20 protein-coding genes and 1 pseudogene are annotated in these 24,758 nt (G+C 56.5%); 7 read left to right on the forward strand and 14 right to left on the reverse strand.

The genetic code is table 11. From position 1 onward, the window contains the following. Positions 1-10 precede the first annotated feature (10 nt). Positions 11-1,276 carry a hypothetical protein gene (locus A0257_22720; protein ID AMR25506.1) on the forward strand — a complete coding sequence of 422 codons (1,266 nt, stop codon included), beginning with the start codon at positions 11-13 and terminating at the stop codon, positions 1,274-1,276. 262 nt (positions 1,277-1,538) lie between these two features. Here the strand turns inward: A0257_22720 and A0257_22725 are convergent, their stop codons facing one another. The 4 genes from A0257_22725 to A0257_22740 form a co-directional block, all read right to left on the reverse strand. Continuing rightward, positions 1,539-1,943, reverse strand: coding sequence for a hypothetical protein (locus A0257_22725; protein ID AMR25507.1), 405 nt, complete (start codon positions 1,941-1,943; stop codon positions 1,539-1,541). A gap of 102 nt (positions 1,944-2,045) precedes the next feature. Next, the gene (locus A0257_22730) at positions 2,046-2,513 is read right to left on the reverse strand and encodes a hypothetical protein (GenBank protein AMR25508.1); all 468 of its coding nucleotides are present in this window, start codon (positions 2,511-2,513) and stop codon (positions 2,046-2,048) included. A gap of 292 nt (positions 2,514-2,805) precedes the next feature. Next, positions 2,806-3,528: a hypothetical protein gene (locus A0257_22735; GenBank protein ID AMR25509.1), complete on the reverse strand. Its 723-nt coding sequence runs from the start codon at positions 3,526-3,528 to the stop codon at positions 2,806-2,808. A 615-nt stretch (positions 3,529-4,143) separates the two neighbouring features. Continuing rightward, positions 4,144-4,335 (reverse strand): hypothetical protein, encoded by a 192-nt coding sequence (locus A0257_22740; protein AMR25510.1) that lies wholly within the window; start codon positions 4,333-4,335, stop codon positions 4,144-4,146. Positions 4,336-6,923: 2,588 nt separating this feature from the next. On the opposite strand from A0257_22740, the gene A0257_22745 reads away from it, so the two are divergent. Together A0257_22745 and A0257_22750 are read left to right on the forward strand one after the other, a co-directional pair. Then, positions 6,924-8,132, forward strand: a complete 1,209-nt coding sequence (locus A0257_22745; protein AMR25511.1) for a hypothetical protein — start codon at positions 6,924-6,926, stop codon at positions 8,130-8,132. Between the two features lie 906 nt (positions 8,133-9,038). After that, the gene (locus A0257_22750) at positions 9,039-10,151 is read left to right on the forward strand and encodes a hypothetical protein (protein ID AMR25512.1); all 1,113 of its coding nucleotides are present in this window, start codon (positions 9,039-9,041) and stop codon (positions 10,149-10,151) included. A 961-nt stretch (positions 10,152-11,112) separates the two neighbouring features. On the opposite strand, the gene A0257_22755 is transcribed toward A0257_22750, so the two are convergent. Then, complete coding sequence (locus A0257_22755) at positions 11,113-11,478, reverse strand: hypothetical protein (GenBank protein ID AMR25513.1); 366 nt, start codon at positions 11,476-11,478, stop codon at positions 11,113-11,115. Further along, entirely contained in the window at positions 11,475-12,239 is a 765-nt protein-coding gene (locus tag A0257_22760; GenBank protein ID AMR25514.1) for a hypothetical protein, read from the reverse strand. Before A0257_22760 ends, A0257_22755 begins: the two co-directional genes overlap by 4 nt. 2,975 nt (positions 12,240-15,214) lie before the next feature. Between A0257_22760 and A0257_22765 the strand changes: the two genes are divergently transcribed. Then, complete coding sequence (locus A0257_22765) at positions 15,215-16,240, forward strand: hypothetical protein (protein AMR25515.1); 1,026 nt, start codon at positions 15,215-15,217, stop codon at positions 16,238-16,240. A 396-nt stretch (positions 16,241-16,636) separates the two neighbouring features. Here A0257_22765 and A0257_22770 read toward each other — a convergent pair whose 3' ends face one another. After that, the gene (locus A0257_22770; GenBank protein AMR25516.1) at positions 16,637-16,924 is read right to left on the reverse strand and encodes a hypothetical protein; all 288 of its coding nucleotides are present in this window, start codon (positions 16,922-16,924) and stop codon (positions 16,637-16,639) included. Here A0257_22770 and A0257_22775 point away from each other — a divergent pair. After that, on the forward strand, positions 16,923-17,753 hold the full coding sequence (locus A0257_22775; GenBank protein AMR25517.1) for a hypothetical protein: 831 nt from the start codon (positions 16,923-16,925) through the stop codon (positions 17,751-17,753). The genes A0257_22770 and A0257_22775 overlap by 2 nt on opposite strands. A gap of 66 nt (positions 17,754-17,819) precedes the next feature. Here the strand turns inward: A0257_22775 and A0257_22780 are convergent, their stop codons facing one another. Genes A0257_22780 through A0257_22810 form a run of 7 tightly spaced genes read right to left on the reverse strand, consistent with a single transcriptional unit; the run spans position 17,820 to position 21,340 of the window. Next, positions 17,820-18,131 (reverse strand): hypothetical protein, encoded by a 312-nt coding sequence (locus A0257_22780; GenBank protein AMR25518.1) that lies wholly within the window; start codon positions 18,129-18,131, stop codon positions 17,820-17,822. Positions 18,132-18,137: 6 nt separating this feature from the next. Beyond that, entirely contained in the window at positions 18,138-18,623 is a 486-nt protein-coding gene (locus A0257_22785; GenBank protein AMR25519.1) for a hypothetical protein, read from the reverse strand. Beyond that, positions 18,583-19,134, reverse strand: coding sequence for a hypothetical protein (locus A0257_22790; protein ID AMR25520.1), 552 nt, complete (start codon positions 19,132-19,134; stop codon positions 18,583-18,585). Before A0257_22790 ends, A0257_22785 begins: the two co-directional genes overlap by 41 nt. Continuing rightward, positions 19,131-19,436 carry a hypothetical protein gene (locus tag A0257_22795; GenBank protein AMR25521.1) on the reverse strand — a complete coding sequence of 102 codons (306 nt, stop codon included), beginning with the start codon at positions 19,434-19,436 and terminating at the stop codon, positions 19,131-19,133. Before A0257_22795 ends, A0257_22790 begins: the two co-directional genes overlap by 4 nt. 48 nt (positions 19,437-19,484) lie before the next feature. Further along, positions 19,485-20,033 (reverse strand): hypothetical protein, encoded by a 549-nt coding sequence (locus tag A0257_22800; protein ID AMR25522.1) that lies wholly within the window; start codon positions 20,031-20,033, stop codon positions 19,485-19,487. A gap of 24 nt (positions 20,034-20,057) precedes the next feature. Continuing rightward, complete coding sequence (locus A0257_22805; GenBank protein ID AMR25523.1) at positions 20,058-20,351, reverse strand: hypothetical protein; 294 nt, start codon at positions 20,349-20,351, stop codon at positions 20,058-20,060. Between the two features lie 38 nt (positions 20,352-20,389). Further along, positions 20,390-21,340 carry a hypothetical protein gene (locus A0257_22810; GenBank protein ID AMR25524.1) on the reverse strand — a complete coding sequence of 317 codons (951 nt, stop codon included), beginning with the start codon at positions 21,338-21,340 and terminating at the stop codon, positions 20,390-20,392. A gap of 317 nt (positions 21,341-21,657) precedes the next feature. Here A0257_22810 and A0257_22815 point away from each other — a divergent pair, with 317 nt between their 5' ends. Next, positions 21,658-22,812 (forward strand): epoxide hydrolase, encoded by a 1,155-nt coding sequence (locus A0257_22815; protein AMR25525.1) that lies wholly within the window; start codon positions 21,658-21,660, stop codon positions 22,810-22,812. A gap of 233 nt (positions 22,813-23,045) precedes the next feature. Continuing rightward, positions 23,046-24,698 (forward strand): annotated as a pseudogene (locus tag A0257_22820) (transposase). Positions 24,699-24,758: the final 60 nt, after the last annotated feature.

The raw sequence follows: 24,758 nt of genomic DNA on the forward strand, positions 1-24,758 counted from the left end.
GACTCCCCGTATGACCCCCGCCCGTTTCGCCGCTAGCTGGCTCCTGGTGGGGTTCCTAGGCTTAGCCGGCATAGGCCGGGCCCAGGCCCAGGTACCCGCACCCGAAGTACCAACCATGCCGGCTGTGGCGCTCGACAGCGTGGCCGTCGCTCCCCAGGCCGTGGACACCCAGGGCTGGCTGCTGCTCGATGCGGACATTCAAACGGAGCTAGAGGGGGCCGTCCATAACCTCTACGACTTCCAGTTCGAGCGGGCCGACAAGCAGTTTCGGTCCCTGCGCCGCCGCTACCCCCAGCACCCGCTGGCCTACTTCCTGCTGGCGCTCAGCACTTGGTGGAAGATGGTGCCCCTGCCGGTGGAGGACACGCGCTACGACCGGATATATTTCGCCTACCTCGACTCGGCCCAGACGAAAGCCCAGGCCCTGCTGGCCGCCGACCCGCGCAACTACGAGGCGTGCTTTTTCCTGTCCGCCACCTACGGCTTCGAGGCCCGCGCCCACGCCGACCGCCACCACTGGCGCCAGGCCACCGTGGCCAGCCGCCGGGCCCTGGACTACCTGCAAAAGAGCCGCGGGGCCAACGGCCTCAGTAGCGAGTTTGAGCTGGGCTTCGGCCTGTTCGACTACTACGCCGTCTGGATTGGCCAGGAGTACCCCTGGCTGCGCCCCATTCTCTTCTTCTTCCCCAAGGGCGACAGCCGCCGCGGTATCGCCGAGTTGTGGCACGTGAGCAAGACGGCCTTCTACGCCAAAACGGAGGCCGACTTTTTTCTGGTGCAGATTCTCGGCTCCCCGCGCGAGCAGCAGCCCGCGCTGGCCCTGGGCGTGGCCCAGCGCCTGGCCCACGACTTTCCCGGCAACTCCCGCTTCCAGGTGGACTACGCCCGGCTTTGCTTCGCGCAGGGCCAGTGGGCCGAGTTGGAAGCGACCTGCCAGGCCGTGCTGACCCAGCACGCCCAGGGCCGGGTGGGCTACGAGGCCCTGGCCGGCCGCCCCTGCGCCTACTTCCTGGGCTACCTGGCCCAGCACCGCGACCAGGACCCCGACCGGGCTCAGGACTACTACCAGCGCTGCGTCGTCTTTTCCGAAACCCTGGGCCGGACCACCGGCTACTACCTCTTCGCCCAGGCGGCGCTGGGCCGGCTGGCCGTCCAGCGCCGGGACGGGGCCGCCGCCCACCGCGCCTACGCCGCCGTGCTGGCCCACGCCGACCGCCGCGAGCCGGCGTACGCCGAGGCTCAGGCCTACCTGCGCGCTCACCGGACGCAGCCCTAAGGCCAGCGCCCTCCCCTATTAGCTTCGGAATCGCCCGCTTTTCATTCGCAGGAAACTACGTGGCTTTCGTTGGGCAGCCGGCGGAGGTACTTGGCCAGCGAACGCGAGAATTCCGCGTTAGACCTTCCCGGCGAACATTCGTGGTCGAGGGCTAGCTGCCAGCCTCGCCAGGCAACCAGGATGTTCGCGACCGGTTGCGGCTACCCCAAAAAGTACCCCCCTGCTGTCGGCTTCCCTGGCAACCTGACGCGGCGGCGTGACGCTACCTTTCCTGTTCGTAGTCGCGGGCTTTTTCTTCCTCGCTACGCACATCCTGCGTGCGCGTCTTCGGCGTTGTCGCGCGCGACAGCTTGTTTAGGGAGCGCTCGAATGCCTGGCGTGTCGCGGAAGTTACCGGTTGCGGCCGCCGCGCCGGAATCGCCGGCTCGTTGTAAACAGGCCGTTCCCGAATCACCTCCAGTAACACATCGGCGCGTTGCCCGCGCCCGGTTCGCAGGAACTCGTAGGGGTCGTGGGGGTAGGCTCCTTGCTCCGCCTTGCGCTCCATTTTTCCCAGCGTCGCGTAGAAAACGTTGTCGTATCCGCGCGCCTTGGCCGACTGCTTGACCTGCGCCGGGTCGAGTTGCTGCCGCTCGGTCAGCTTGGTATTGACGCGCGCCACCTGCACCTCAAGTCGTAAGTCTTTCGTCTGAATTTGCTCGGGGGTAAGTGGTTTCTTCTCCCGATTCGACGCCGCCCGCGTCTGAATATCCGCTGCCTTTTCGGCAATTCATTGCGTCCGGGTGAGAGCTACTGCGCCGATTTCCCGCGGTCCGACGTGACCCAGCTGCTCATCTAATTGCGCGCCGGCCTGGGCCGGGAACTGCACCCGGTTGAAGCGGTCGGCTGTCGTTAACGGGTTCAATGTAATCTTCTGGGCGGCGTCCCGCGCCGAGACCAGCACGTGCACGTGGGTTTGTAAGCCGGGCTTCACCTCACCTTGCATCCCCTCGTCCGTGCCGCGGTTCTTGCGGTCCTGGGGTATCGTAGCAGCCCCTACCAGGTCCACCGCTCCCAACTCCTTTCCCCCTTTGAGCTGAAAGTTTTTCGCATATAATTCCAGCACGCTGCGGGTGTAACGCGCTAATGCCTCTGGGCTATTACCCAGCTCGCCTACCTCCTCGCCGCTGGGACTCAGCACCAGGGAGTAGAACTTGGCCGCGTCCTTGCCCAGTCCTTTTTGGTTGGTGTCGAGCATCGATACTACCTCGTCCCCCGTCCGATTACCCCGCTCGGTGGAACTGAAAAACGTGGCGGCCTGCCCATTGTCCTTTGCTTCTTTCTCCAGGTAGTTGGTCGCGCGCCGGGCACTTCCCGTGTTGGCGTAGACCTGCTGCCCGTTGGTCTTGGGATTAATAATCTTGACGTACCTGCCCGACCCGGAACACCGAGTTGGCTAGAACTTCCGAGGTAAGGGTGGAGGTAACGCCGACTACATCCTTGGACTTGGTTGTAGTAACCCGTCGTAATTGCTCACTGCTTTTCACTCGTCAGGACTTAGGTTGGGCCGATGAATTCTCAGCGGCGGGCTTGACTTTTTTCGGGGGCTCGGGCGCGGCTGTCAGTTGCGGCCGAACGGAAATCTTGGGGGTCGCTAGCGTCGCGGTCTCCAGTAATTTCCGAATTTCGGACACCAGTCGCCGTTCCCGTTGCGCGTCGTAGTCTCTCGTGGACTCTTGCAGTTCTTCCTTCACGAAAGCACTGGTTTTCGTTTTGAGCATGAGAATTTCAGTGAGCACGCGGGTTATGTGGCTGTCGATACCGGTGCGTACTAATCGTTCCATCATCGGGGCCAGCATCTGCGATTCAACCGCTACCTGATGGTCCAGAATGTTCGTCTCGATGCGTTCCAGATACCCGACTATTCCCGTCTGCTGCGCTTGCAGAAACTTGAACAGCTCCCGCTCGAAGACGCGCTGGATGGCCACAATTCGGTTACCAATTTCTGCCCCCTGCTTCCGAATCTCGTAGCTGGCCTCGCCCACTTTTGCCCCAATAGCCACCAGCCCTTTGGTCTGCGCAGCAGTCGGGTCCAGCCCACTTAGGGCGAAGTATTCGATGGCCGCGCTGGCGTACTCGCCGTTGGAAATGGGCAGATTTTTGGTGGCCTTGTTGAGTTGAGAATGCGCCGCGTTGGTGATGAAGACGTTTTTGCGCAAGTCTTTTTTGGCAGACCTACCTGGGTTGCCGCTTTCAGCTGGAATATCCCTCATAACTAAAAAAGTAAGGATAAGGAATCATTTTTAAACTGTAAATCAGTTAGTTAATGGTTATTTTACCCATTACTAGCTAACTGACTGGCTTTTTAAGCGAAAAAAACTAAAAAATAAGCTGGCTTGGAATCACTTCTAGTACTGACTATTAATTAGTTAAACGGTAGTTTACCCAAGCTAACTATGTTAGCGACTGATAATCAATGCGGTAGCTTTGATTTGAAGGGCTCCTCTTGCTAGCTATTATTGTGGGTTGTCAAAGTTGGTACCCACCCTCCTTTCCAAGCTACAAACTAGGACTAAACTATGCTACCGATTAAGCCATTATTTTTCGCCACTAGCTTGAAGCCTACCCTACTATTCCGTGTCCAACCAATTCTCCAGCTACCATCTCCCGCGCCCATCCTCCCTACGCTACTGATACGCAATCTCCCAGCTACTTCCCGTTCAACTGATTCTACTTTTCTAAACTTTCTACTTGACTACTCTTCGCGCATCTGCTAACTTTTCGCTCGATTAGATTTTAGAAATTAACTAAGAACCTCTCCAACCTCGCGTCTCCTATCGTCACCTTTTCCCCGCGAGCTGCTCTTTTCAATCACCCTCATTCTACTCCTACCCCAGCACATCAAGCACTCGGACAACCCCAAAATTCATTGGCTCACCCCACTGCGCATCCCTGCTCATCTGCTCATTATCCCTGCCCATCAACTGGCCCATTCTCCCCAGTTCTTTCCCTGTTTCCGACTCCACCCTTGCTTCCAAATAGACGCCAATCTCTCCCACGCTATCACCTCTCTTTGCCATCCCTTCGTCAGTTTTCCCGATGACTACCCTCCTAAACTACTCGTCATTCTTCTCAGCTCTCCCACCACTGAACTGCTCCCAACTTTCCAGCTACTGGTTTTTTCTGCGCGTCTTCTTTCAGTTTTTACTTCCCTCTGATTCCTACTATTCCCTCCTGCCCTCTCAGCCGGTATACTTTTCAACTCCCACTCTTTTCGGTTAAAACGCTCCTCGACTCCTGCGCAACCAACCGCCTCTTGTCGCTTACAAATTAGCAGCTTTCCTTCTCGCTCTCCCCTGCACGCATTACCTCATCCCCCATCGAGTTCTGATTCGAGTCACCAAGCCTTCGTCTGCCTTCTCTTGGTTTTACGCTACCAAACCACTACCCCCCTCTTACTCCTGACTTCTTACCTAGTGCAATCAAATCTCACCAGCAACTTCTCCGCAGTGCTCCCTCGATGCGCTCTTTTTTTTCACCGGCTGCCACCTCAAATCCAGTCGGTGCTACCTTTTCATTTCCTTATCCCGCACTAATTTTTTCTACTGCTATCCGATAACCTGCTCCTTGCTCTCCTCCTCAACCGCCTCCCACCTTGACCTCGCCTCCCTGTTTTATTGTTCGCCTCATCGCCAACTTTCTACCCCAGCCGCTCCAGTTTTTTGTGAACAATCCCTTTTGCTTTTTTCCACTCCCTTACTATAGAAAGAATTTTCCACCTCCCCTTCGATTGACTTTTTCTCTCCACTTTCTGCTCGACGCCTCCCTCCCGTTACTACCCATCTCCCACCTTTCTCGCCCCGGTCCTGAGTTACTTTTACTAGCGCGACCTCTAAGCTCCATCCAACCTCCCACCTCCACCTGCCGCTCCTGACTTTAAGAATTTTTACGCACTCGTCAACGCGCTATCTCCCCAAAATCTACGCAATTCTTTTTCGGCTATCTCCCCAAAATCTACCTACTTGCTTTTTGCCTATCCTGCCAATTTCTCCTCTAGCCGCCTTCTTCTTTTTCCCGCACCTGACCCCATTCTATTCTCACCACTCCTACTGCTTCTGCTCCTTTTCTACTGCGCGCTTTGCTCCCCTTACCCAGTAGCTTTTAGCGTTTTTTTAACCACCTTCCGTCACCTTTTTCTGCTTCGCCTGCCTGCTTTCTCCCCCACTTTTCGGCCGCCCCGCTATTCCAGCTCCGCCTTTTTTTACGCCCGTACGCCCGACCTGTTCTCGCCACATCTACCTCCCTTGCTCCTAGTTTACTTGCCACCTGTTCCCAACCTTTTTCATTTGGCCTTCCCCTTCCAGCCACCCAACTCCTTCTTTTTCTACCGGCAGCCGCTCCCTTTTCCTTCCAACTCTTGCTGTTTTTTTAGCCAACTACCCGCTTCTTATCCTGTCCACTTCGCTGCGACCGCCGCTGCTAGTCACCTCCGCACTTGCCTCCTTTTCCTCCCAACGGTTTCCTGTTTTCTCCCCATCGTCTCAAACGCTACCGCTACTTTAGCTGCCCCAGCTACACCGCCTTCGCCTAAACCCTCTTCCTTTCGCACCTGCTTTCGGCCGCCTCGTTTGCTTCCCGCAACTCCTTATTTTTAGCAAACCAACCTCCCTTCGGCGACTCACCTTCGTTCAGCTCTGCTCCCCGGTCACCCGTTTACCTGGGGCGAACCTACGGTCCCACCGGCGGTCGCTTGCCAGTTTCTGCCCGCGCTTACCGCAACGCTGCACGCGCCTTCCCCTGCTCCCGGCCTGAGCCGGCGGTTTATTTTTTTCCTGTTAGCCGCTCCTGCTCCCGCGCTCCTTTTCCCTTACTCCGCTTGCTTTCGCGCGAACTTTTCCCGCGCCGCGCCCCCCTGCTTCGGCGCTTGCTTCCATTTCCACGGCCTCTTTTATGCCCTACCAGTTTGTACTTTTTCCCCGAGGCTCCCTACACTAATTGCCTCTTGCGCCGGCCACTTTTGTTCATTTTCTTCCCCTGCCTTCCCCAGCCGGCTCCTGCTTTTGCTACTTCCCCGTTCCGGTTGCCGACCCTCCAAACCTCGCCCCCACTTCCCGCAGTCCTGCCTTTCTGCCGCCCGCTTTCCCCCCTTCTCGGCGGCTTGCTGCGGCTACTTTTTCCGCCCCGACTCTCCCTTCCTGCTTTAATTTTCTAGTAGCGCGACTCGTCAAGTCCGTCAACTGCTGTTTTCCGCGGTAATTCCCGCCAGTTGCAGGATTTCCCGCGCGCTGTCCGCACCCCATCGCGCGCCTTTTTCTCCCCTGCCCTTCCTGAGCCAACCTGCTTTTCACCCCCTGCCCGCCGGCGCAGGTTCGTTGCTTTTCCGCCACGTCACGCCGTTTCCGGCTCACCCTCCCGCCCCTTCGACGGTGCCAGCCTACATCAACCCGACCCCTGCCGGCTGACCATTCCCTTCCGGGAGCCTGCCTCTTTGCTGGGTTACGCGGCCTTCCTCAACTGCCTACGCTGGCTTGCGCCCCCCTGCTCTTTTCTGCTCCTTGCTTCCTGCTTTCTTCGCCCCGCTTAACGCTGCTGGCTGACCACCCGCCTACCAGCTGGCAGTCGGGTGGTCAGCCCGGCCAGCCCCTGCCGCTCCTTTTTAGCTTCCCCTATGCCCTCCTCCCCCGAAGCGCCCAGCCGTGCGGCCGCGCGTAAGCAAGCGTTGCAGGACCAGGTGCTGGCCCTGCTCCAGGACCGGCGGTTGGCTGGTATCGCCCTGACGATGGGCCTGGGCAAAACCCTCGTCGGCCTGCGCGACATGGCCCGCCTGCTCGCTGAGGGCAAGCTACCCGACCAGTCCTCCGGCAAGCCCTTTCTGGTGGCGGCCCCCACGCAGGCCATTCTCGATGCCTGGCCCCAGGAGGCGAACAAGTTTGGCCTGGCCCACCTGCTCGACCAGATTACCTTTACCACCTACCGCTCGCTGGCCAAAACGCTCGCCGCCGGTTCCTTCCACAAACTCTACCTCGACGAGTGCCACGCCCTGAAAGACTCGCACGAGCCGGGCCTGAAAGCGCACGCAGCCCGCAAGGGTCATATTCTCGGCTTGACGGGCACGCCGCCCGCGCAGGCCCACAGCGAGAAGGGCCGGCTGGTGGCCACCTACTGCCCCCTCGTGGTGGACTACACCACCGACGAGGCCGTGCTGGCGGGCCTGCTCAACGACTACCGCCTGGTCGTGCATCGCCTGCCCCTGCGCCCGGTGCGCGATTACGTGCTGACCACCAAATCCGGCCAGTCCTACACCACCAGCGAGCGGGAAAACTACCAGTACTGGAGCCGCCGGCTGGCCAACGCCGCCCAGGACGCGCTGCCGGTCGAGACGCTGCGCATCCTGCGCATGCAGGCCCTGATGAACTACCCCGGCAAAGGCCACTACATGCGCTACCTGGCCGACCAGCAGACGGACAAGGTGCTGCTCTTCACCTGCAACCAGCAGCAGGCCGAAGCGCAGGCGGCCCACACCTACCATTCTAAAAACAAGCACAGCCAGGCCAATCTGGAGAAGTTTAACACCGGGGAAATCCAGCGCCTGGCCTGCGTGGCCCAGCTCTCGGAGGGCATCAGCATCCCCGAGCTGCGGGTGGGCATCATCTGGCACGCCTTCGGCAACGAGCGCAAGGCGGCCCAGCGCATTGGCCGGCTGCTGCGCCTCAACCCCGACCAGACGGCCACCGTGCACCTGCTGGCCTACCAGGACACCGTCGATGAACACTGGGTAGCGCAGGCCCTGGCGGCTTTCGACCCCGCCAAAATCAGCTACGTGGATGCCCAGCAGACTTTTCCTACTGGGACCCCGACGGTAACGGCCGGCTCGTAGGGCTAACGTTACCCGGTAGCGTTTACTTTTCAAGTACGCTAGTTAAAGCTATGCCCTTCAGGGCAAGACTTTAGTTGCTACTCACCTCTTCGCTATGAGCGCAGCTTGTTTCGTTATTTAGTAGGGAGCAATTTGTTCAACCGGCTTTAGCCGAAACCGCCGAATTTCATTCGCCATCAAACCTATGGACTTACAGTCCATAGTCGTTTAGTCGGGGAGCGGAGGTCAAGGGACTTGCTACCAGATACCATTCTTGTTTCCGGGCCTTCCTGCTCTGGACATAACCGAAAAATAGCCAATAAATGTATCTACACGGGTCCGCCACCTTGTGGAGCTTTTGCCTGGTCCACTCAGTTTGGAGTACCCTTCGTACTGCCTCTGAAAGCTATTTTTTCTGATTGCAAAAAGAGAAAAAAAATGAAAAACTCATTCCTTTTTATTAAAGAAGAATTAATAGAATTAAGGGGCTCATAATGTATTGTCAATCAATAATTTGCGCGTGCCAAACAAGAAGAAAGTACCGCTAGACAAGAAGAAAGTACCGGCTAGACACGGCCAAACAAGAAGAAAGTACCGCTAGACAAGAAGAAAGTACCGGCCAGACACGCAAACAAGAAGAAAGTACCGGCTAGACACGGCTAACTATGCTGACGTGTAAGTAGTCAGACACAGCGGACAAGAAGAAAATACCGGTTAGACACGGTTAAACGCAGAATCTTGTAAGTAGTCAGACACAAGCGGCAAGAAGAAAGTACCGGTCAGACACGGCTAAGCTCATCCGGCCCGCGCGTAGTATATTCGCGTAAATACCGAGCAGAACCCGTGGCATCAAGCCCTTATCCAGGAGTTAGTTACGATAAGCTGCACGGCCGCTGGAAAGCGCGGGTTAAGGTGGATGGCCGGTGGTTGTCGGCCGGCTACCACGTGACGGCCGACCTGGCCCACGCGGCGGTGCAGCAGTTGCGCCAGGCCACTGAAGCCCCACCCGCGGCTTCGGTCGAGCCTCCCCTGCCGGATAACCACGCGGAATTAATAGAGCGGGCGCAGCGCACCCGCTCCATCGCGCAGCATAATCTGCTGGTGGAAACGCCTACTACTAAAACGCTGCTGGAGGCCAAAGTATTCGCCCTGATGCTCCGTAGTATCAGCAAAGACGAGAGCGAGCCGACCACGGCCGTTATTCCCCTCGATGATTTGTTTCCCACTGGTAGCTTTGGGGGGCAGCAGCGGCAACTGCTGGAGGAGGCGATGGTGCGCCTGATGGCAGCCTCCATCCGCATCCCCAAGCTGAACGAGGAGGACTTTCACCTCGTCTCGCTGTGCGATAGTATCCGGCTCGATTCGGAGAAGCGCCTGCTGGTGGCCTCTTTTGGCCGGGCCGTGCTTCCCTACCTGGCTAACTTGGTCGGCAACTTCACGACGGCCGACATTGATGAGCTGCTGACTATTCGCAGCAATAGCGCGCATAAGCTGTACTGGCTGATGCGTAGCTGGCAGTTTAAGAGTCCGCACACCGTGAAGGTAGAAACCCTAAAGGCCCTGACCACCGGTGACGCTTACGGCCAGTACTCGGACTTCCGCAACAAGGTTCTCAAGCCATCCGTCACCGAACTCAACGAGTTGAGCTTTGATATTACCTACTCGGAGCGCCGGCAGCGCGGCCGGGCCGTCACGGATATCACCTTCAACATCGGTCGCAAGGAAAAGCCCGTGCAGCTAGCGCTGGCGCTCCCGGCAGCGGCTCCTGCTCCCGCGTCCGTGGCCCCACTGTCCTCCTTGCAGCAGAGGGCGCAGACGCGCTTGCAGAAGCTAAAGCTGACTGAGACTCAGATTCGGAAAGTAATCCAGGTGTTGGGTAGTGAGGAGACTCTCCTTACGAGGCTGCTTAAGGAGACCTACCCCGTGCTGCGTGATTTCGAGACGAAAGCTAAACCCGGAGAGAACGTGGCGGCCAGCGCTATGAGCGTACTAAAGAGTGTATTTCCCGCTATCTGGGCGGCCGAGCAGCCCGCTAAGTAGGTAGTCGTCCACCCAGACTCGGAGGCGGCGGTGTTGGAGAGCATCAAAAAGTGCGGGGCATTTCAGCGGTAGATTAAGCGGCTGGTAGGGGTGCTCTCAGAATTCGGAAAATATAGCACGTTAAGAAAAACGAGCAGGAAAAATTATCCTTAACCGTTCTCTACAGCTCGCTGCGGGTGGCCGCGATAGTACATTTTTCTCATTTCCTGATCGGTCTTTCCTGTACTTTGATTGGTGAACCAGTTCATTGTACCTCTTTGGGGGCCTTGCGGGTGGTTTCGGTCTGGTTCGGATGGCGGGGTTATATGTACAGGAAAACCCACGTTTCAATGTGCCTTCCTGTGCTTGGGAGGTAGATTTTGGGCGCTTAACGTGCTATATCTTCCGTTTTCTGAGAGGACCCCTGGTTGCTAATTATCCAGCTCGCCCAGCTGAGAAAATGTTTGCCCCATGCTTTCCGTTTTGGTGTTGGCCCGCTGGCTGCCTTCATCTGTTGACCACTACCGGCCACGACAACTAAACCTGCGACATTGCTTCCGGCCCCGTCGGCTAGCATTTTACCTGACTATTTCATCTCTCCCCCACTGCCTTTATTCGCCAGACTGGTACGAACGCAAATGAGGTGGCTAACCCCTGGTTTACGCAACGGCGTGATACTCTCCTACCCTTGACTTTTCAAGCACGCTAGTTAAAGCTATGCCCTTTAGGGCAAGACTTTAGTTGCTACTCCCTTTCGCCGGCCTTGCTTATGCAAGAACGGTCAATTTTTGATTGTCAGTTAGTTATTGCTCTTTGCCCAACGACTGACGCTAGCGTTTCGCCAGCAGAATTTCATTCTAGAGCGGCCCACTTTCAGTGGCTTCTTTCAGTCGGCTTTAGCCGAAACCGCCGAATTCCATTCGCTTTCAAACCTATGGACTTACAGTCCATAGTCGTTTAGTTTTCTCAACCAGTCACCATTCTACAGAAAGGGGTATTTGCGCCGCAACGTTGCCAAAACTTTGGGTGGTAGTGGGCGGGCAGCCTCTTCCTTATCCGCAAAGTATGCGGTGAGGGCGGCCTCCAGTATTTCCTGAATATTCTCCCCTCCGTAAGTAGCTAGTTGCTGAAGCTTCAGGTAAGTGCTGGCTTCCAACTTATTAGAGAAAGTTATCTTTTCCGTCTTTATTTCTTTCTCGTCTTTATTTTTAACTGCTACGCCCAGCGTATTGCGCATGGTACCGGCATTCGGCCACAGCACTTCGTCGGGGTTCACGAGCTTCGGGGGCTGACCGGTTATCTCGGCAACGGCGGCCGTGGCAAAGCTTGGGCGGACGGGCTTATTCATGCGTCAATTCGGGTAAGTAATTCGCGAGTGAGGGCCAGGTAGTCCTGGGCGCTGTTCGAGTCGGGGGCGTGGGCATGGATACCTATTTTCAGGGCCACGGCTTCCACCAGCTTCGCATTAATGCGGATGGAGGTCTTGGTCAGTAGACCCTGCACGCGGGGTTGCCGGGCGAGTTCAGCCGCAAAGTCGTGGTACACCTGCCCCCGGTAGTTGGGGTGGTACTGCGTTAGAAACACCCCTTTCAACTCCAAGCTGGGGTTGAAGTTATCGCGTACTGCGTCGAGCATATCTAGCAACTTATAGAATCCCGAGAAGGCAAAGGGGTCGGGCCGCATGGGGGCTACCACGCAGTCGGCTGCCACCAGGCTCATCACCGTCATGGGTCCCATCGACGGGGGCGTGTCCAGTACCAGGTAGTCGTAGTGCGGGCGCAGGGCGGCCAGCTGCCGGCGCAGCAGGTTGGGATGAGTAGCGTCGGCTCCAATCATGCGTTCGAGCGGACTTAGTTCGGGCCGCGAGGCAATCAGGCTCAGGCGTTCGCTCACCGGCTGCACCACGTCGGCCAGCGTGGCTTCCCCCCGCAGCACCATGCACAGGTTAGCGGGCTGTAGGTCCGGGAAACTGGAACTAAGGTTACTCTGCGGGTCGCAGTCAATGAGGAGCACCCGGTGCCCGAGCAGCACCAGCGAGTGCCCGATACCGAGCGCGGAGGTAGTCTTACCTACCCCACCCTTGTGCTGGGCAACAGCGATAACTTTCATGAGAGACAAAAAAAGGAAGTATCATCTACTTTTCTTGCCGTAAAGATGGGAAAGAAAATCTGTTTCGCAAAGACAATCTTTTTATAAAGATGAATAATACGTCTTGAAATCAAATCTAATCTTTCTGTAAAGATGGTAGTTAACTACTTCATATTAAGTCGTTTTAGCGCGTAAAAATCTGACCGAAAAAACTTTAACGAAAAATTTCAGTGGTCCTGATTTGAAGTAGAAATTTTCTTTCTATAAAGACTAACTTTATGTATTTTTAATCATGTTATCTTTATTTGCTCCCGTAGTCGTCATTAGTCAGATAATATCCAGCTAGCTCAAGGCTAGATTTTAACTAAGCCCCATAAGATAAAAATTTATAATCCGAATATAAGACGGTTACTAGCTAATCAGGTACTGCTGGTACCGCATGAAAGAAGTAACTGCTATCAGAGTTCGATAAAATCTTCCTGGCCCCCTAAGCCAACAAATTATTGCGGGCTGCTAGCACGTTTTAAAACATTAATTGGGGTGCGTAGAGTAGGAGGGAGGTGAGCGCCTCCTTAGTCAACTAGCTATCAGCAGTTAGTTCGCTACCTCTTTCTTTGCTGCTATCACAAAAACCACGAAGTCGCGCCGACTAAGCAAATCGCTTTCGTGGTTTTTGTAATAGGCACGGACCAAAGATTACGTCCCGGATGACCAGACCGGACGCACGTTCGTGGTTTTTGTAATAGCTGATGGCCCCGCGCAGGCCAAGAGTACCTCATTTGGAGTAGCTTACTCAGTAGGGAGCAATAACTAAACAGGAGCAAAACCTCTCGGTTAGGGGCGTAAAAAGTTGAAAATCCGTGCCGTCTTTAGTAGGGCTGAGCCAGTTGTAATGGTACTCGTTACAAAAACCACGAAAGGCCGCGCGCGCGTAATTATGTAGCCTTTGTCTGAGCCCGTTAGTTGTAGTTGCGAAAACCGGACCTACCCCTAAATTTCCAAAAAAACTCCCTTTAAACCAGTGGTTTATAGTTTTTATTCTTTTATAAGGTTTATGACGCCCGTAACTACTTGTTTACCTGGTTGATACGGAGATTGTTCATTACAAAAACCACGACAACCTATTACGAGAACCACGATATTCTATTACAAAAACCACGACAGCCTATTACGAGAACCACGAAACTGCTATTACACGAACCACGATAATCTATTACACGAACCACGAAATAAACTGTGGACAGCCCGCAAAAGGGCGGTGTTCGCTGCTGGAAAACCGCCTTGGCCAGGTGGGGACTGGTACGGCCCATGTATTACAGAAGACATTAGTTGTAGTAGTGGCGTGACCGCTGCATCCTTGGGGTATCCCTACCTATTTGATGCTATGCAAATCACGTTGTTTGACTAATCCCTGGAGTCAGTTAGCGCCAGCAGAACAATGGAGGTAACATGACGTGTTGGTAAACGCGCGGTTTGATTTGGGCACGGCGAAGCTATGCGTATTCATAGACATGCTTTTGAACACTGGGTGAGATGATAATGAGCTGCGTAAGATGGGCATTCCGCTGACCGAACTGGTGGCTTTGTTAGAGCGGCCGCTCGTCAGGGCCAGTAGCGCAGTAAGCTGCTGGCTGAGTTGGATGGTGCAAGCAATATCCTTAAGTTCGTGCTGACTTCGGGTGCCTATTCAGCAGCCACGTGGCCCGCCGTCCTAGAAAAAGCGCAGGTAGTTATTGCGGGCCTGGAAACGCCTGTGCAAAGTGTAGTAATCATTCGTCCGAGCCGCTGGTGCAGGCGGTGGGGAATATAAGGGTAGGGTAAGAGTAAGAATATAAATTCCCGTTGGGCACTCCTAGCGTCAGAATTTAGCACGCAGCAGGTTTTTCTGTCTTAATAAGTCGCGTTTTATAAGTAGTGTGAGCCGCTGATTAGCGAGATAATCAAACGAGAAGCATTTGTGGGGCCGAAGCGGCGGGTCATCCAAAAATGCCTTTTCAGCGTTAAAACGCCGTATTTTGAGACACCTTAACTCCACTGAGATTCGCCGCTACGGCCTTAACGGGAGTTTCTGTTCTTACTCTTCCCTACCCCTATACCAGTGATATAGGCCCGTGGGTGGGGGAGGGGTTCGTCGTGATTTTAGTAGTAAGTGCGGCGCTGGCTTGGGTGGAAACGCAACGGGGTCTGTATTGGGGCCATACTTCTTAAGTAGTAGCACTATCACGTGGCGGGTGATGGATAATGTGCAGTGCGCTGTAAAAGAAGTTTTAGCTACGCTGTGCGGCGGCTGCTATTACAAAAACTACGACAAGGAAAAGTTGGCTAGCGTGTTGCTGCCTGCTAGGCAGAATGTACAGCAACTCCCGGCTGACTTGTGGGTACAGTAATGGGGGTAGCACTAGACTCGGAACAGAAAACCCCGATAAGAGGATAGACTATGGTTACTATAAGCGCTCAGCAAGCGGGGCTTCCACTGCTGAAAGTACTACATGCTGCTCGGGAAGCCGCCACCCTCACATACACCTCGTGGGCGTAGGGTAGGGCATAAATCCTGTTATAGTAAGCCTATTTGATGGAGCTTCAGGAAGCGGCACCAGCCGTATGGATAGGATAAAATACTATTTCTTAGGGTGTTCTCTTTGTTGGCTCGTCGCAGACCAGCGCCCGGAACCGAACCGCGTGCGAGGCCTACTTGCTACCGAACCCGGAAAATTAAAAGCGTCTCCTGGTGGTGTAGGGACTTATAACGAATATAGTCTATCCTCTTATCGGGGTTTTCTGTTCCGAGTCTAGTGCTACCCCTAATGGCGCGCAGCTATTACAAAAACCACGACAAAAGTACCAGCTGGGCAGAAAACCGTCACGGCTGCTCAGGCATTCTGCGCACATCTAAAAGTAGTACTAAACCATGATTTTATTCTAATAATATTCTTAATTAATATGAATTGGCAAAAAATAGCAAAAATCAAGCCTGAATTGCCATTTTTCGGGCGAACTTGAAAATAAATAGGGTTTTTTCCGCCTTTGCCGCTCTGCTTGTGAAAATCGTTGCTGACAATTTAACTTCTGGAACCACCAAAATTCTAGTCCAAAGCAACCTGCTAGTAAACGCGCGGTTTAATTTGGGCACCGTGGAAATGCGCCTATTCATGGCCATGCTCTTGCGCATCGGGCGGGACGACCACGAGTTCCGGGAGATGCATATTCCGCTGACCGAACTGGTGGCTCGATTGGGGCGGCGGCCTAGTTCGAAGGATTATAGGCAAGTAGCTGCAGTGTGCGAGCAGCTCGCGGGCCGGGTGCTCTACCCAGCCGTTCCAGGTACATCAAAGCGCGCGGTTCAAGAATCTACTGCCTGTAGATTGGTAGCTTATGCCAAGTGTTCTGAACGACGTGGGAACGTACAAGTACTTTTCAGTAAAGATTTAAATATTTATTTATTACAAATAAAAGAGAATTTTACCCAAACATCTTTAATTGAAGTAAGTAAATTAAAAAGTCCGCATTCCCACCGTATATACTGGTTGCTAAAGCAGCACAGCGACTTTGGGAAACGAACTATTCGATTAAAAGAGTTGAAGCGAGTGCTCGACCTGGAGGGGCAGTACAAGCAATTTCCACTCTTTAAGCTGCGGGTGCTGGACCGAGCGCAGCAGGAGTTGGCGGAAACGAACCTGGCCTTCAATTACGACCTTATTCGGGGTAAAAATAACAGAGTAGAGGAAATCCATTTTCGCTTCAAGTCGGTGGCTAGCGAGCGGGTGCCAGTGGCCCATGAAGGGACTCCACCAGCGCTGCCGGCTACGACGGACTGGCAAAAACTCCTGCTGGAGGTTGGCGTGTCAGCGCCTAGTCTACTGGTCATTGGGGAGTTGATTGAACGAGGGGAGATAGAACCCGGCTACGTGCAGTATGTGGTGCATCAACAGCGCGCGAAGAGTAAGCAGGGAAAAATTAAAAGTCTGGCGGGGGCGGTTTTTACGGCCATCACGAAGAGTCACTCGCTGGAGGAGTACCGCTAAGCCTTAGCTCAGCGTCAGCAGGCAAGTTGCCGCAAGCCGGCGAGCAGCGCCGCGGCCACGCCCCAGTGCGTGCGCTACCGGTTGGAGGAGGCGCGGGAAGCGTTTGATGTCATGGTGCGCAAAAAGATGGCGAAGGGCACCACTTTTGAGGAAAACTTACAGCTGGTTTACCTTTCCCAAGGGTTCCGGCAGGAGCAGGATAGCCAGGGAGTCGAGTGGTTAGTAAAGCAATTGTGATGGAGTAATTTTTTGTACCTTCCTAAACTATGGACACCCATGTGCAGTATTAAAAAGTACAAACGCTAATTAACCATCTTTATACTATTTTATACTCTATAAAAAGCTGGTTAGTAGCGCATTGCGAGCACACATTGCTAAGCGGAAGCCTTCATTCTTTTAGGCCCATCCAGATGGAACCAGCGCGACCAGCTCTGTATTCTGGCAAGCCACTATTCCACCCTTTTTGATGCTTTCCAAGTGCTTCGGAAAGCCTACCCTAGTTGACGCGCCTGAGCGGACCAATTGGTCATATTTCTGGAAGGCTTCTGCCCAGTAGGCGGCATTAGGCCAGCGCCGTTCCTGCTGATGAACCTGTTTAGGAAGTAGGTAGCGGCGAGCAAAACGCAAAAACTCCCACAAAAGCGAGAAATTTGAGGTGCGACCCATCTCCTTTCTCTCCTTCATGGAAGTCCTGACCAAAGATATGATTATCCGCTGGATACTGCCTCATTTGCCCACCCGCACGGGTGGCCGGCCGCCGGCTGCTGACCCGGCCGAGGTCGTTGAAGCCATCTGCTACAAGCTCAAAACTGGCTGCCAGTGGCGGTGGCTGCCCGTCAAAAGCCTGTTCACGGGGCCGCCATTAAGCTGGCAGGGGGTGTACTACCACTTTAACGCCTGGGGCAAGCAAGGAGCCTGGAAAAATCTGTGGCTCACCAGCTTGCGCCTGCATCGACGCCGCCTCGACTTATCCAGCGTCCAACTCGATGGCAGCCATACGCTGGCCAAGAATGGCGGGGCCGCTATCGGCTACCAAGGCCGCAAGGCGGGCCGCACCACCAACGCCCTGTTCCTGGCCGACAACCAGGGCCTGCCGCTGGCTGTGGCCACGCCCCAGGCCGGTAACCAGCACGATACGTTCGAGTTGGAACGGGTGTTTGCCGAGTTGTGCGACTTACTCGAAGCCGCCGAGCTGCGCCTGGAAGGCTTGTTTTTGAATGCCGACAAAGCCTTTGATGTCAGTAGCTTGCGCCAAGCCTGTGCGCGGCGCGGCATCGAAGCCAACATCCCACGCAACCGGCGCTCAGCCGACTGGCAGACCGATGACGACACCCCCCTGGACCCGGAACTCTACCGCCGCCGCCTGGTCATTGAACGCCTCAACGCCTGGCTCGACGGCTTTAAGGCCCTGCTTGTGCGCTACGAAACCAGCTTGCAAAACTGGCTGGCTCTGCACTGGCTAGCCTTTACCGTACTGCTACTGCGCAAAATTGCCCCGCCGACTACTTCCTAAACAGCTTCGATAAAACTGTGCTTTCGTTTCCAAGTAGGATAGCATCAAAAAGTGTGGGGCAATGGGCTAAGCGGCCACCTGCATTGGTTCCGCTGGCACTGACCGGAAACCCGGATACTGCTGCCGAAAGCAGTCTTCCCATTCCTCGTTGAGCACCTTAGTACGGGCCTGTACGAGCAAATGCGCGCCTTTTTTGGTCCACTGCATTTGTTGCCGCTTCACCATTCGCTTGGCCAGCACCTGATTGACGACTGACTCCACAAAGCCCGTAGACACCCGTTCGCCGTAATGATGGCGCTCGGCGTAGTCCACCATGAAGCCCCTGTTCTGCTCTACATAGGTCTGGAAGTCAGCAATTAATCTGCTTAACGGCTTCAACTTGCCCTATTTCCTGGTCACCAGCGGGTCGTCCTGGTGCATGGCCAGGCTATCGTCCAAGTCCATTATTTTTTCCGCCGCCCGCTCCGCGTTGCCGTGCCAGAGGGGCCACTTGATGCTGGTCAAGCGGTCCTGCAACGCCTTGCCACCGGCCGCATCGACCTGGGCCACGCCTAGCGTGTACTGGTGGAGCACCGTCAGGCGCATGGTCAGGTGAAACCAGTCCAGGATGTGCGTGGACTCCGCGCTCAGATAGCTCGTCAGCGACCGCAGAACAGGGGGCCCATCGGTAAAGAATTCCACCTGCTGATTCGCCTGTAATCCCTGCGCGCGCAGGACCTCCAACACGCGCCGGCGCGGCTTGGTATCGACCTCCTGCACGAAGCCGAAGCATTTGGCACCCCCTTCGGCGGGAATGCTTTTGCCCGCAATCACCTCGAGACAGCCTTTTTTATGCCAGTGCCGGACGTAGCCGCCGTCGAGGCCCACCACCAGCGGGCGGGGTGGGCATCTGCGCGGCCAGGTGCCAACCCACGACCCGGCGCGAGCAGGTGTCGCGCCAGGTGGCCAGATAGCACCAGTGCCCGCCCACCAGCGGCAGATACGTGATGTCGCCCACCCAGACCTGGTCGGGGGCGGTGGGCGCGAGTTGGCTGAGCAGCCGGTTTTCGGCCACGACGGCCGCCGGGTCGGCCACGGTCGTGCGGGGGCGGTGCGGGCGGGTGCTCAGGGCCCGCAGCCCGTTGCGGTGCAGCCAGGTGCGTAGCGCGTAGCGGCCCACGGCGTGGCCTTCGGCCTGCAATTCGGCCCGCAAGCGCCGCGTACCGTACCGGCGGGCGTGGCGCGTAAAGGCCGCCTGCGCCGCCGGCTGCCACGCCGCAATGGGCGCAGGCACGCGCTTGCGCCACTGGTAGTAGCCGGCCGAACTGACCGCCAATAGGTGGCAAAGCATCTGCACCGGCCAAGGCTCCACGCACGCTCGAATAAACTGGTAGCGGCTCATGGTTGAGGCGGCTGGGAGAAGATGGTCACGACTTTTTTTAAAATATCGCGCTCCATTTCCACGCGTTTGAGGTCGGCCCGTAGCCGTTTAATCTCGTCGCGCTCCGCGCTGCTGGGCACGGCTTGTTCCAGCGCCTGGCGCTGCCAACGGCCGAGCAAGGCCGGTGAAATGCCTTGGGCTCGGGCCACGTCCGTTTGCCGGGCACCGGCCGCCACTTGCCGGACGCATTCGGCTTTGAAAGCCGACATGTACTTTTTGCGGGTGAGAGGCGGCAACCCGCCAGGATTCGGTTTCTCAGTCATGGGCAGTGGAAGGTAAGACTTCGCACTGTCTGTTTTAGCTAGACCACCTCACACAGCCAGCGCCCGCCGCAGCGCTTCGCTGACCAGGTCTTCGGGCATTGTTTCGCGCACATCCCAGCCCACGACTTTGCGCGAGTAGCGGTCCAGCCATACGGCCAGGTAAAGCCAGCCGCCGCCCTGGCGGGGCAAATACGTAATGTCGCCCACCCACACCTGGTTGGGGGCGGTGGGGGCCGGTTGGCTGAGCAAGCGATTGGGGGCGGCGCGCACGGCCGGGTCCGAATTGGTGGTGCGCGGGACAAACGAGCGGGGCTGCTGAGCGCGCAAGCCATAAGCTTTCAGCACGCGCCGGATGCGCCAACGGCCTACCAAATGCCCTTCGGCCTGCACTTGGGCACGTAACCGGCGCGTGCCGTAGCGCTGGCTATGATGGGCAAATGCTTGGCGCACGGCTACTTGCCAGGCTGGCTCGACCACCGGCCCCTGCTGGTGGCGCTGCCAGGCGTAGTAAGCAGCCGGTGCCACGCGCAGCACCTGGCAGAGTTGGCGCACGGGCACCTGAGCGGCCCGCTGGGCGATGTGCTGGTAGCTGCTCATCGGGTCGGCTGGGTGAAAATGCGGCTAAAGCATTTGGGAGACCAAGGCTTTTTTTAAACTATCGAACTCCTGCTCCGCCCGCTTTAGACGGGCGCGCAACGCGCGGACCTCCGGGTCGCGCGCCACCTCAACGCTGCCGACCTCGGCCACTACCTGCGCCTGCTGCCAGCGGTAGAGCAGCTTGGGGCTGACGCCCAACTGCCGGGCCGCCGCCTGCGTGCTGCGACTCTCACTGGCCAGGCGCAGGGCCTCCACTTTAAATGCCTCGTCGTATTTACGCCGTTTGTCGGGCGACGCCCCGCTGGATTTGCTTGCCATAACAGAAGAAATATACGTCCTTCTTCTATCCGTCTCTTCTAGATGTATAGTCCCAGGGTGAGCTGGGTCGGGTCACGAATGAAGGTAGTTGGATTTTTCTGCCATTGGACGCAGACGAACTCGTGTGGGGTCAGTCCGCGCAAGCGCTTGAGCCGTTTGGCGTGGTTGTAAGCCAGTAAAAAGGCTTGCAAATGTTCGTTGAGCTGCCCCGTGGTCTGGTAATGATAGCGTTGGACCGTCGCCTCTTTCAGGGTGCGATTGAAACGCTCGACCTGACCATTGGTCCACGGGTGGGCGGGTTTGGTCAAGCGATGCTCCACCCCAAACGCGCGGCAGATGCGGGCAAAACTATGACCGCCTGGAAACCACTGGTGAGGTTGCAGGGTGAATTGTACGCCATTGTCAGTCAACACTGTATGCACTTTATAAGGCAGTTTTTCCAGCACCCGACGCAGAAAATCTGCTGCCACCATCCGCGTGGCGCGGGGGTGCAGCTCAGCGAAAGCCACTTTGCTGGTGCGGTCGATAGCTACAAAGAGGTACTGGCGGCCTTCCTCCGTACGGACCTCGGCAAAATCCACGTGGAGGTAACCAATCGGATAGTCCTTAAATTTCTTCTTCGGCGCAGACTGGCCTTCGTCGCTTAGCGGTAACCGGCTCACGCCGTGACGCTGAAAACAACGGTGCAGGGCCGAGCGTGACAGCTGGGGGATGGTTTCCTGCAAGGCATAGAGGCAGTCATCGAGCGGCAGCAGCGTGTGCTGGCGAAACGCCACCGCGATAGCCTCTTCTTCGACCGTGAGCACGGTAGAAGCGGGCTTCGGGCCCATCGGGGCATCGGTCGTAGTGGTGCGCTTACGCCACTTGGCCACCGTTTTAGGGTCAAGATTGTGGCGTTTGGCTAGCGTTTGGAGGCTTTCCTGACTACGCTGGATACTGCGTCGTATTGCCTGAGTTGTGCGGGCGCTGCCGTGAAGTACTTGTCCCATAACATTTGCCGGATTGCTGGCCCGAAAAGTACGCCACTACACTCTGGGACTATACATCTAGACCACCTCATAGGTCTACCTAATCAAATTAACGTTTACACGTTGCTAATGGCTTCTCGATACCCCATTCGAGTCCAGTAGCGGCCAAAGGCGACTTCTGGACCAAACTTTCAACCAAGTCCATCTTTTCAACCTACCTTAGCTCACTGTCCATTTGCACCCGACCACCTCAGCTCTCAGAATTCGTAAAAAACTCACTTTAACCAGTGACACCATGAACGAGGGTGAGAAGGAGTTTAACAAATTTTCGTCTAACTATGCTGACTAATAACCAAGTAGAGCTCTTCCAACTGGCGATTCCCGAACGCGACATCCAGGACCTCAAGGACCGGCTCAACCGAACCCGCTGGCCCAACAAGGAGCCGGTAAGCGACTGGAGCCAGGGAGTGCCCCTGGCGAACATACAGGCGCTCTGCGAGTATTGGCGCAGTAGCTACGACTGGCGGCGGTGCGAAAGAATGTTGAACGGGTTCGGACAGTATCGTACCACCATTGATGGCCTGGGCATCCACTTCCTTCATATTCGCTCGCCGGAACCGAATGCGTTACCGCTCCTCATGACGCACGGCTGGCCCGGTTCGGTCGTCGAGTTTCACAAAGTTATTGGGCCACTGACAAACCCAGTCGCTTATGGCGGCCAGGCCCGCGATGCCTTTCACCTCGTGCTGCCCTCGCTCCCAGGGCACGGGTTTTCTGACCAGCCAGCCGAAGTCGGTTGGAACATCGACCGGGTCACGAACGCTTGGATTGAGTTGATGCAACGGCTCGGCTATGGCAAACGCTGGGCCGCGCAGGGTGGCGATTGGGGCGAGCTAGTGGTGATGACCCTGGGTAACAAGGCCCCCCAGGGCCTCATCGGGCTGCACGCCAGCACCCTTGATATCACCCCAACAGCGGAAGAAACGGCCAATGCTTCCCCCAAAGAGCGGACTTACCTAGCGCAAGCCCAACGGTACCGGGATGATTTGTCTGGTTACGCCACGCAGCAGACCACGCGGCCGCAGACCTTGGGGTATGCGCTCGCCGATTCGCCGGCCGGGCAGGCAGCCTGGATTTATGAGAAGTTTCATGACTGGACCGATAATCAGGGTACTCCGGAAAGCGTGCTCACGCGCGACGAGCTACTAGACAACATCATGCTGTACTGGCTGCCAGACGCTGGGGCCTCGTCAGCGCGCTTTTATTGGGAAAACGCCGAAGTGGTTTGGGGAAATCTTCCCGTGGCCGTGCCCCTAGCTATCAGCTTATTTCCAAAAGACCAGACGGGCAGTTCGCGCCGCTGGGCTGAGCGCCGCTTTAGCAACCTCGTCTACTGGAACGAGCTTGAGCGGGGCGGGCACTTTGGAGCCTTCGAGCAGCCAGTACTATTTACTCGCGAAATCCGCGCCGGCTTCCGTCAGATTCGCGCTTAGCCGGGTTTTGTACCGCCTGGAAACCCTTTCATTTTTTTGGGTTTAGTGGCCAGTGGGCCCACCAAGCGTATGTAAAAGTGGCCCAATTAGAGCGTTTAGTGAGATGTTATTAAAGCGCATTGATAGACAATGCTTTGGGGCTCAGCGTAATTTTTCGCCCTGTTGGATACTGTTGGCGAATTAGTTTTGGGATAGAAAGGCTATTTTCGGAGGCATCTTAACCGCTTCTAATGATGAGCCTACACCCCCAACCCAGCGCGCCTGTTCCGCCCCAAACGCGCCAAGTCGCGCAGGCGGCTTTTCCACGTGGCAATTGCTATATAAAGTTACGCGATGCCTTGGGCACGTTGTACGACGATGCCCTCTTTGCCGACCTGTTTCCGCCACGCGGGCAAGCAGCGCAGGCGCCCTGGCAGTTGGCGCTGGTGACGCTGCTGCAATTCGCCGAGAATCTCTCCGACCGCCAAGCGGCCGATGCCGTGCGCAGTCGCATTGACTGGAAGTATCTGCTGGGCTTGGAGCTGACCGATGCTGGGTTTGACTTTAGCATCCTCTCTGAATTTCGCCAGCGGTTAGTGGCCGGCAAGGCCGAAGAACGACTCCTTCATCACCTGCTGCGCTGTTGCCAGGACCAGCAGTGGCTCAAAGCCGGGGGCAAGCAGCGAACGGACTCGACGTAGGTGCTGGCCCGCGTCCGGGACATGAACCGGTTGGAGTGCGTGGGGGAGACGATGCGCTTCACGCTCAACAGCTTGGCCAAGCTCCTGCCCGACTGGTTAGCCAGCCATCTCCAACCCGAGTGGGCCGCCCGGTATGGTCCCCGAGCCGAGGAGTATCGCCTGCTGCACACCAAACCGCAGCGGGAAACCTACGCGCAGCAAGTCGGGCAGGACGGTTGGTTGCTCCTGGAGCGAATAGCGCAGGATGACCAGGCTGCCTGGCTGTGGCAGCTGCCGGCCGTGGACATCCTACGCCGGGTCTGGCTCCAACAGTTTCGGGTGGTGGACGGTCAGCTCATCTGGCGCGTGGAGAATCAGGACGAGTTGCCGCCTTCCGCGCAGCTCATCAGCTCTCCCTACGATATAGAAGCTCGTTTTAGTCGCAAACGCACCACGACGTGGGTGGGCTATAAAGTCCATTTGAGCGAAACCTGCGAAACCGACCAGCCGCATCTGATTACGCAGGTAGCAACCACCGTCAGCACCGAGGCGGATTCGACCACCTTGCCGCAGATTCAGCAGGGATTGGCGGACCAGTCGTTACTGCCATCGCAGCAGTTGGTCGACACCGCTTACGTGAGCGCCGAACTGCTCGTCCAGAGTCAGCAACTCCATCAGGTGGAGTTGGTGGGGCCCGCTCGGAAGGACCAGAAGTGGCAGGCGCTCGCGGGGCAAGGGTATGCGGCGGCGGATTTTAAGGTGGACTGGGACGCGCAGCAAGCCACCTGTCCCCAAGGGCATCCGTCGCAATCTTGGCTTAAGACGCTGGAAAAAGGCCAGCCCCGCGTGTTTATCAAGTTTTCCCGGAAGCACTGCGGGCCCTGTCCCGTCCGAGCGCTGTGTACGCGCATGAAACGCCGAGCCATTAAGCTGCGAGCCGATGCCCCATACCACGCCTTGCAAGCGGCCCGCGCCCGAGACAGTCAGGCAGACTGGCCTTTGCTGTACAATCAGCGGGCTGGCATTGAAGGCACCCTCTCGCAAGGGGTCCGGGCCTTTGGCCTGCGCCGTTCGCGCTACGTGGGCCTGGCCAAAACGCATTTGCAGCACGTCTTTATCGCCACGGCAATGAACCTGTCGCGCATCGTTAACTGGTTGAACGAAGTGCCGTTAGCCCAGACGCGTCAGGCCGCCTTCGAGCGATTAATTCCTCCAGCAATAGCTTGAAGCCCAATTCGCCAACAGTATCCTGTTGTAACGAGAACCCCATCTTGTAAACGTTCGTTC

It is taken from the genome of Hymenobacter psoromatis (genome assembly GCA_001596155.1).
Taxonomy (GTDB): Bacteria; Bacteroidota; Bacteroidia; order Cytophagales; family Hymenobacteraceae; genus Hymenobacter.

Excerpts from the sequence above, each read along its gene's own strand:
- A0257_22720 (AMR25506.1), top strand. The coding sequence starts at position 11 with ATGACCCCCGCCCGTTTCGCCGCTAGCTGGCTCCTGGTGGGGTTCCTA.
- A0257_22730 (AMR25508.1), bottom strand. The coding sequence starts at position 2,513 with ATGCTCGACACCAACCAAAAAGGACTGGGCAAGGACGCGGCCAAGTTC.
- A0257_22735 (AMR25509.1), bottom strand. The coding sequence starts at position 3,528 with ATGAGGGATATTCCAGCTGAAAGCGGCAACCCAGGTAGGTCTGCCAAA.
- A0257_22740 (AMR25510.1), bottom strand. The coding sequence starts at position 4,335 with ATGGCAAAGAGAGGTGATAGCGTGGGAGAGATTGGCGTCTATTTGGAA.
- A0257_22745 (AMR25511.1), top strand. The coding sequence starts at position 6,924 with ATGCCCTCCTCCCCCGAAGCGCCCAGCCGTGCGGCCGCGCGTAAGCAA.
- A0257_22755 (AMR25513.1), bottom strand. The coding sequence starts at position 11,478 with ATGAATAAGCCCGTCCGCCCAAGCTTTGCCACGGCCGCCGTTGCCGAG.
- A0257_22760 (AMR25514.1), bottom strand. The coding sequence starts at position 12,239 with ATGAAAGTTATCGCTGTTGCCCAGCACAAGGGTGGGGTAGGTAAGACT.
- A0257_22775 (AMR25517.1), top strand. The coding sequence starts at position 16,923 with ATGGAAGTCCTGACCAAAGATATGATTATCCGCTGGATACTGCCTCAT.
- A0257_22770 (AMR25516.1), bottom strand. The coding sequence starts at position 16,924 with ATGAAGGAGAGAAAGGAGATGGGTCGCACCTCAAATTTCTCGCTTTTG.
- A0257_22790 (AMR25520.1), bottom strand. The coding sequence starts at position 19,134 with ATGAGCCGCTACCAGTTTATTCGAGCGTGCGTGGAGCCTTGGCCGGTG.
- A0257_22795 (AMR25521.1), bottom strand. The coding sequence starts at position 19,436 with ATGACTGAGAAACCGAATCCTGGCGGGTTGCCGCCTCTCACCCGCAAA.
- A0257_22800 (AMR25522.1), bottom strand. The coding sequence starts at position 20,033 with ATGAGCAGCTACCAGCACATCGCCCAGCGGGCCGCTCAGGTGCCCGTG.
- A0257_22805 (AMR25523.1), bottom strand. The coding sequence starts at position 20,351 with ATGGCAAGCAAATCCAGCGGGGCGTCGCCCGACAAACGGCGTAAATAC.
- A0257_22810 (AMR25524.1), bottom strand. The coding sequence starts at position 21,340 with ATGGGACAAGTACTTCACGGCAGCGCCCGCACAACTCAGGCAATACGA.
- A0257_22815 (AMR25525.1), top strand. The coding sequence starts at position 21,658 with ATGCTGACTAATAACCAAGTAGAGCTCTTCCAACTGGCGATTCCCGAA.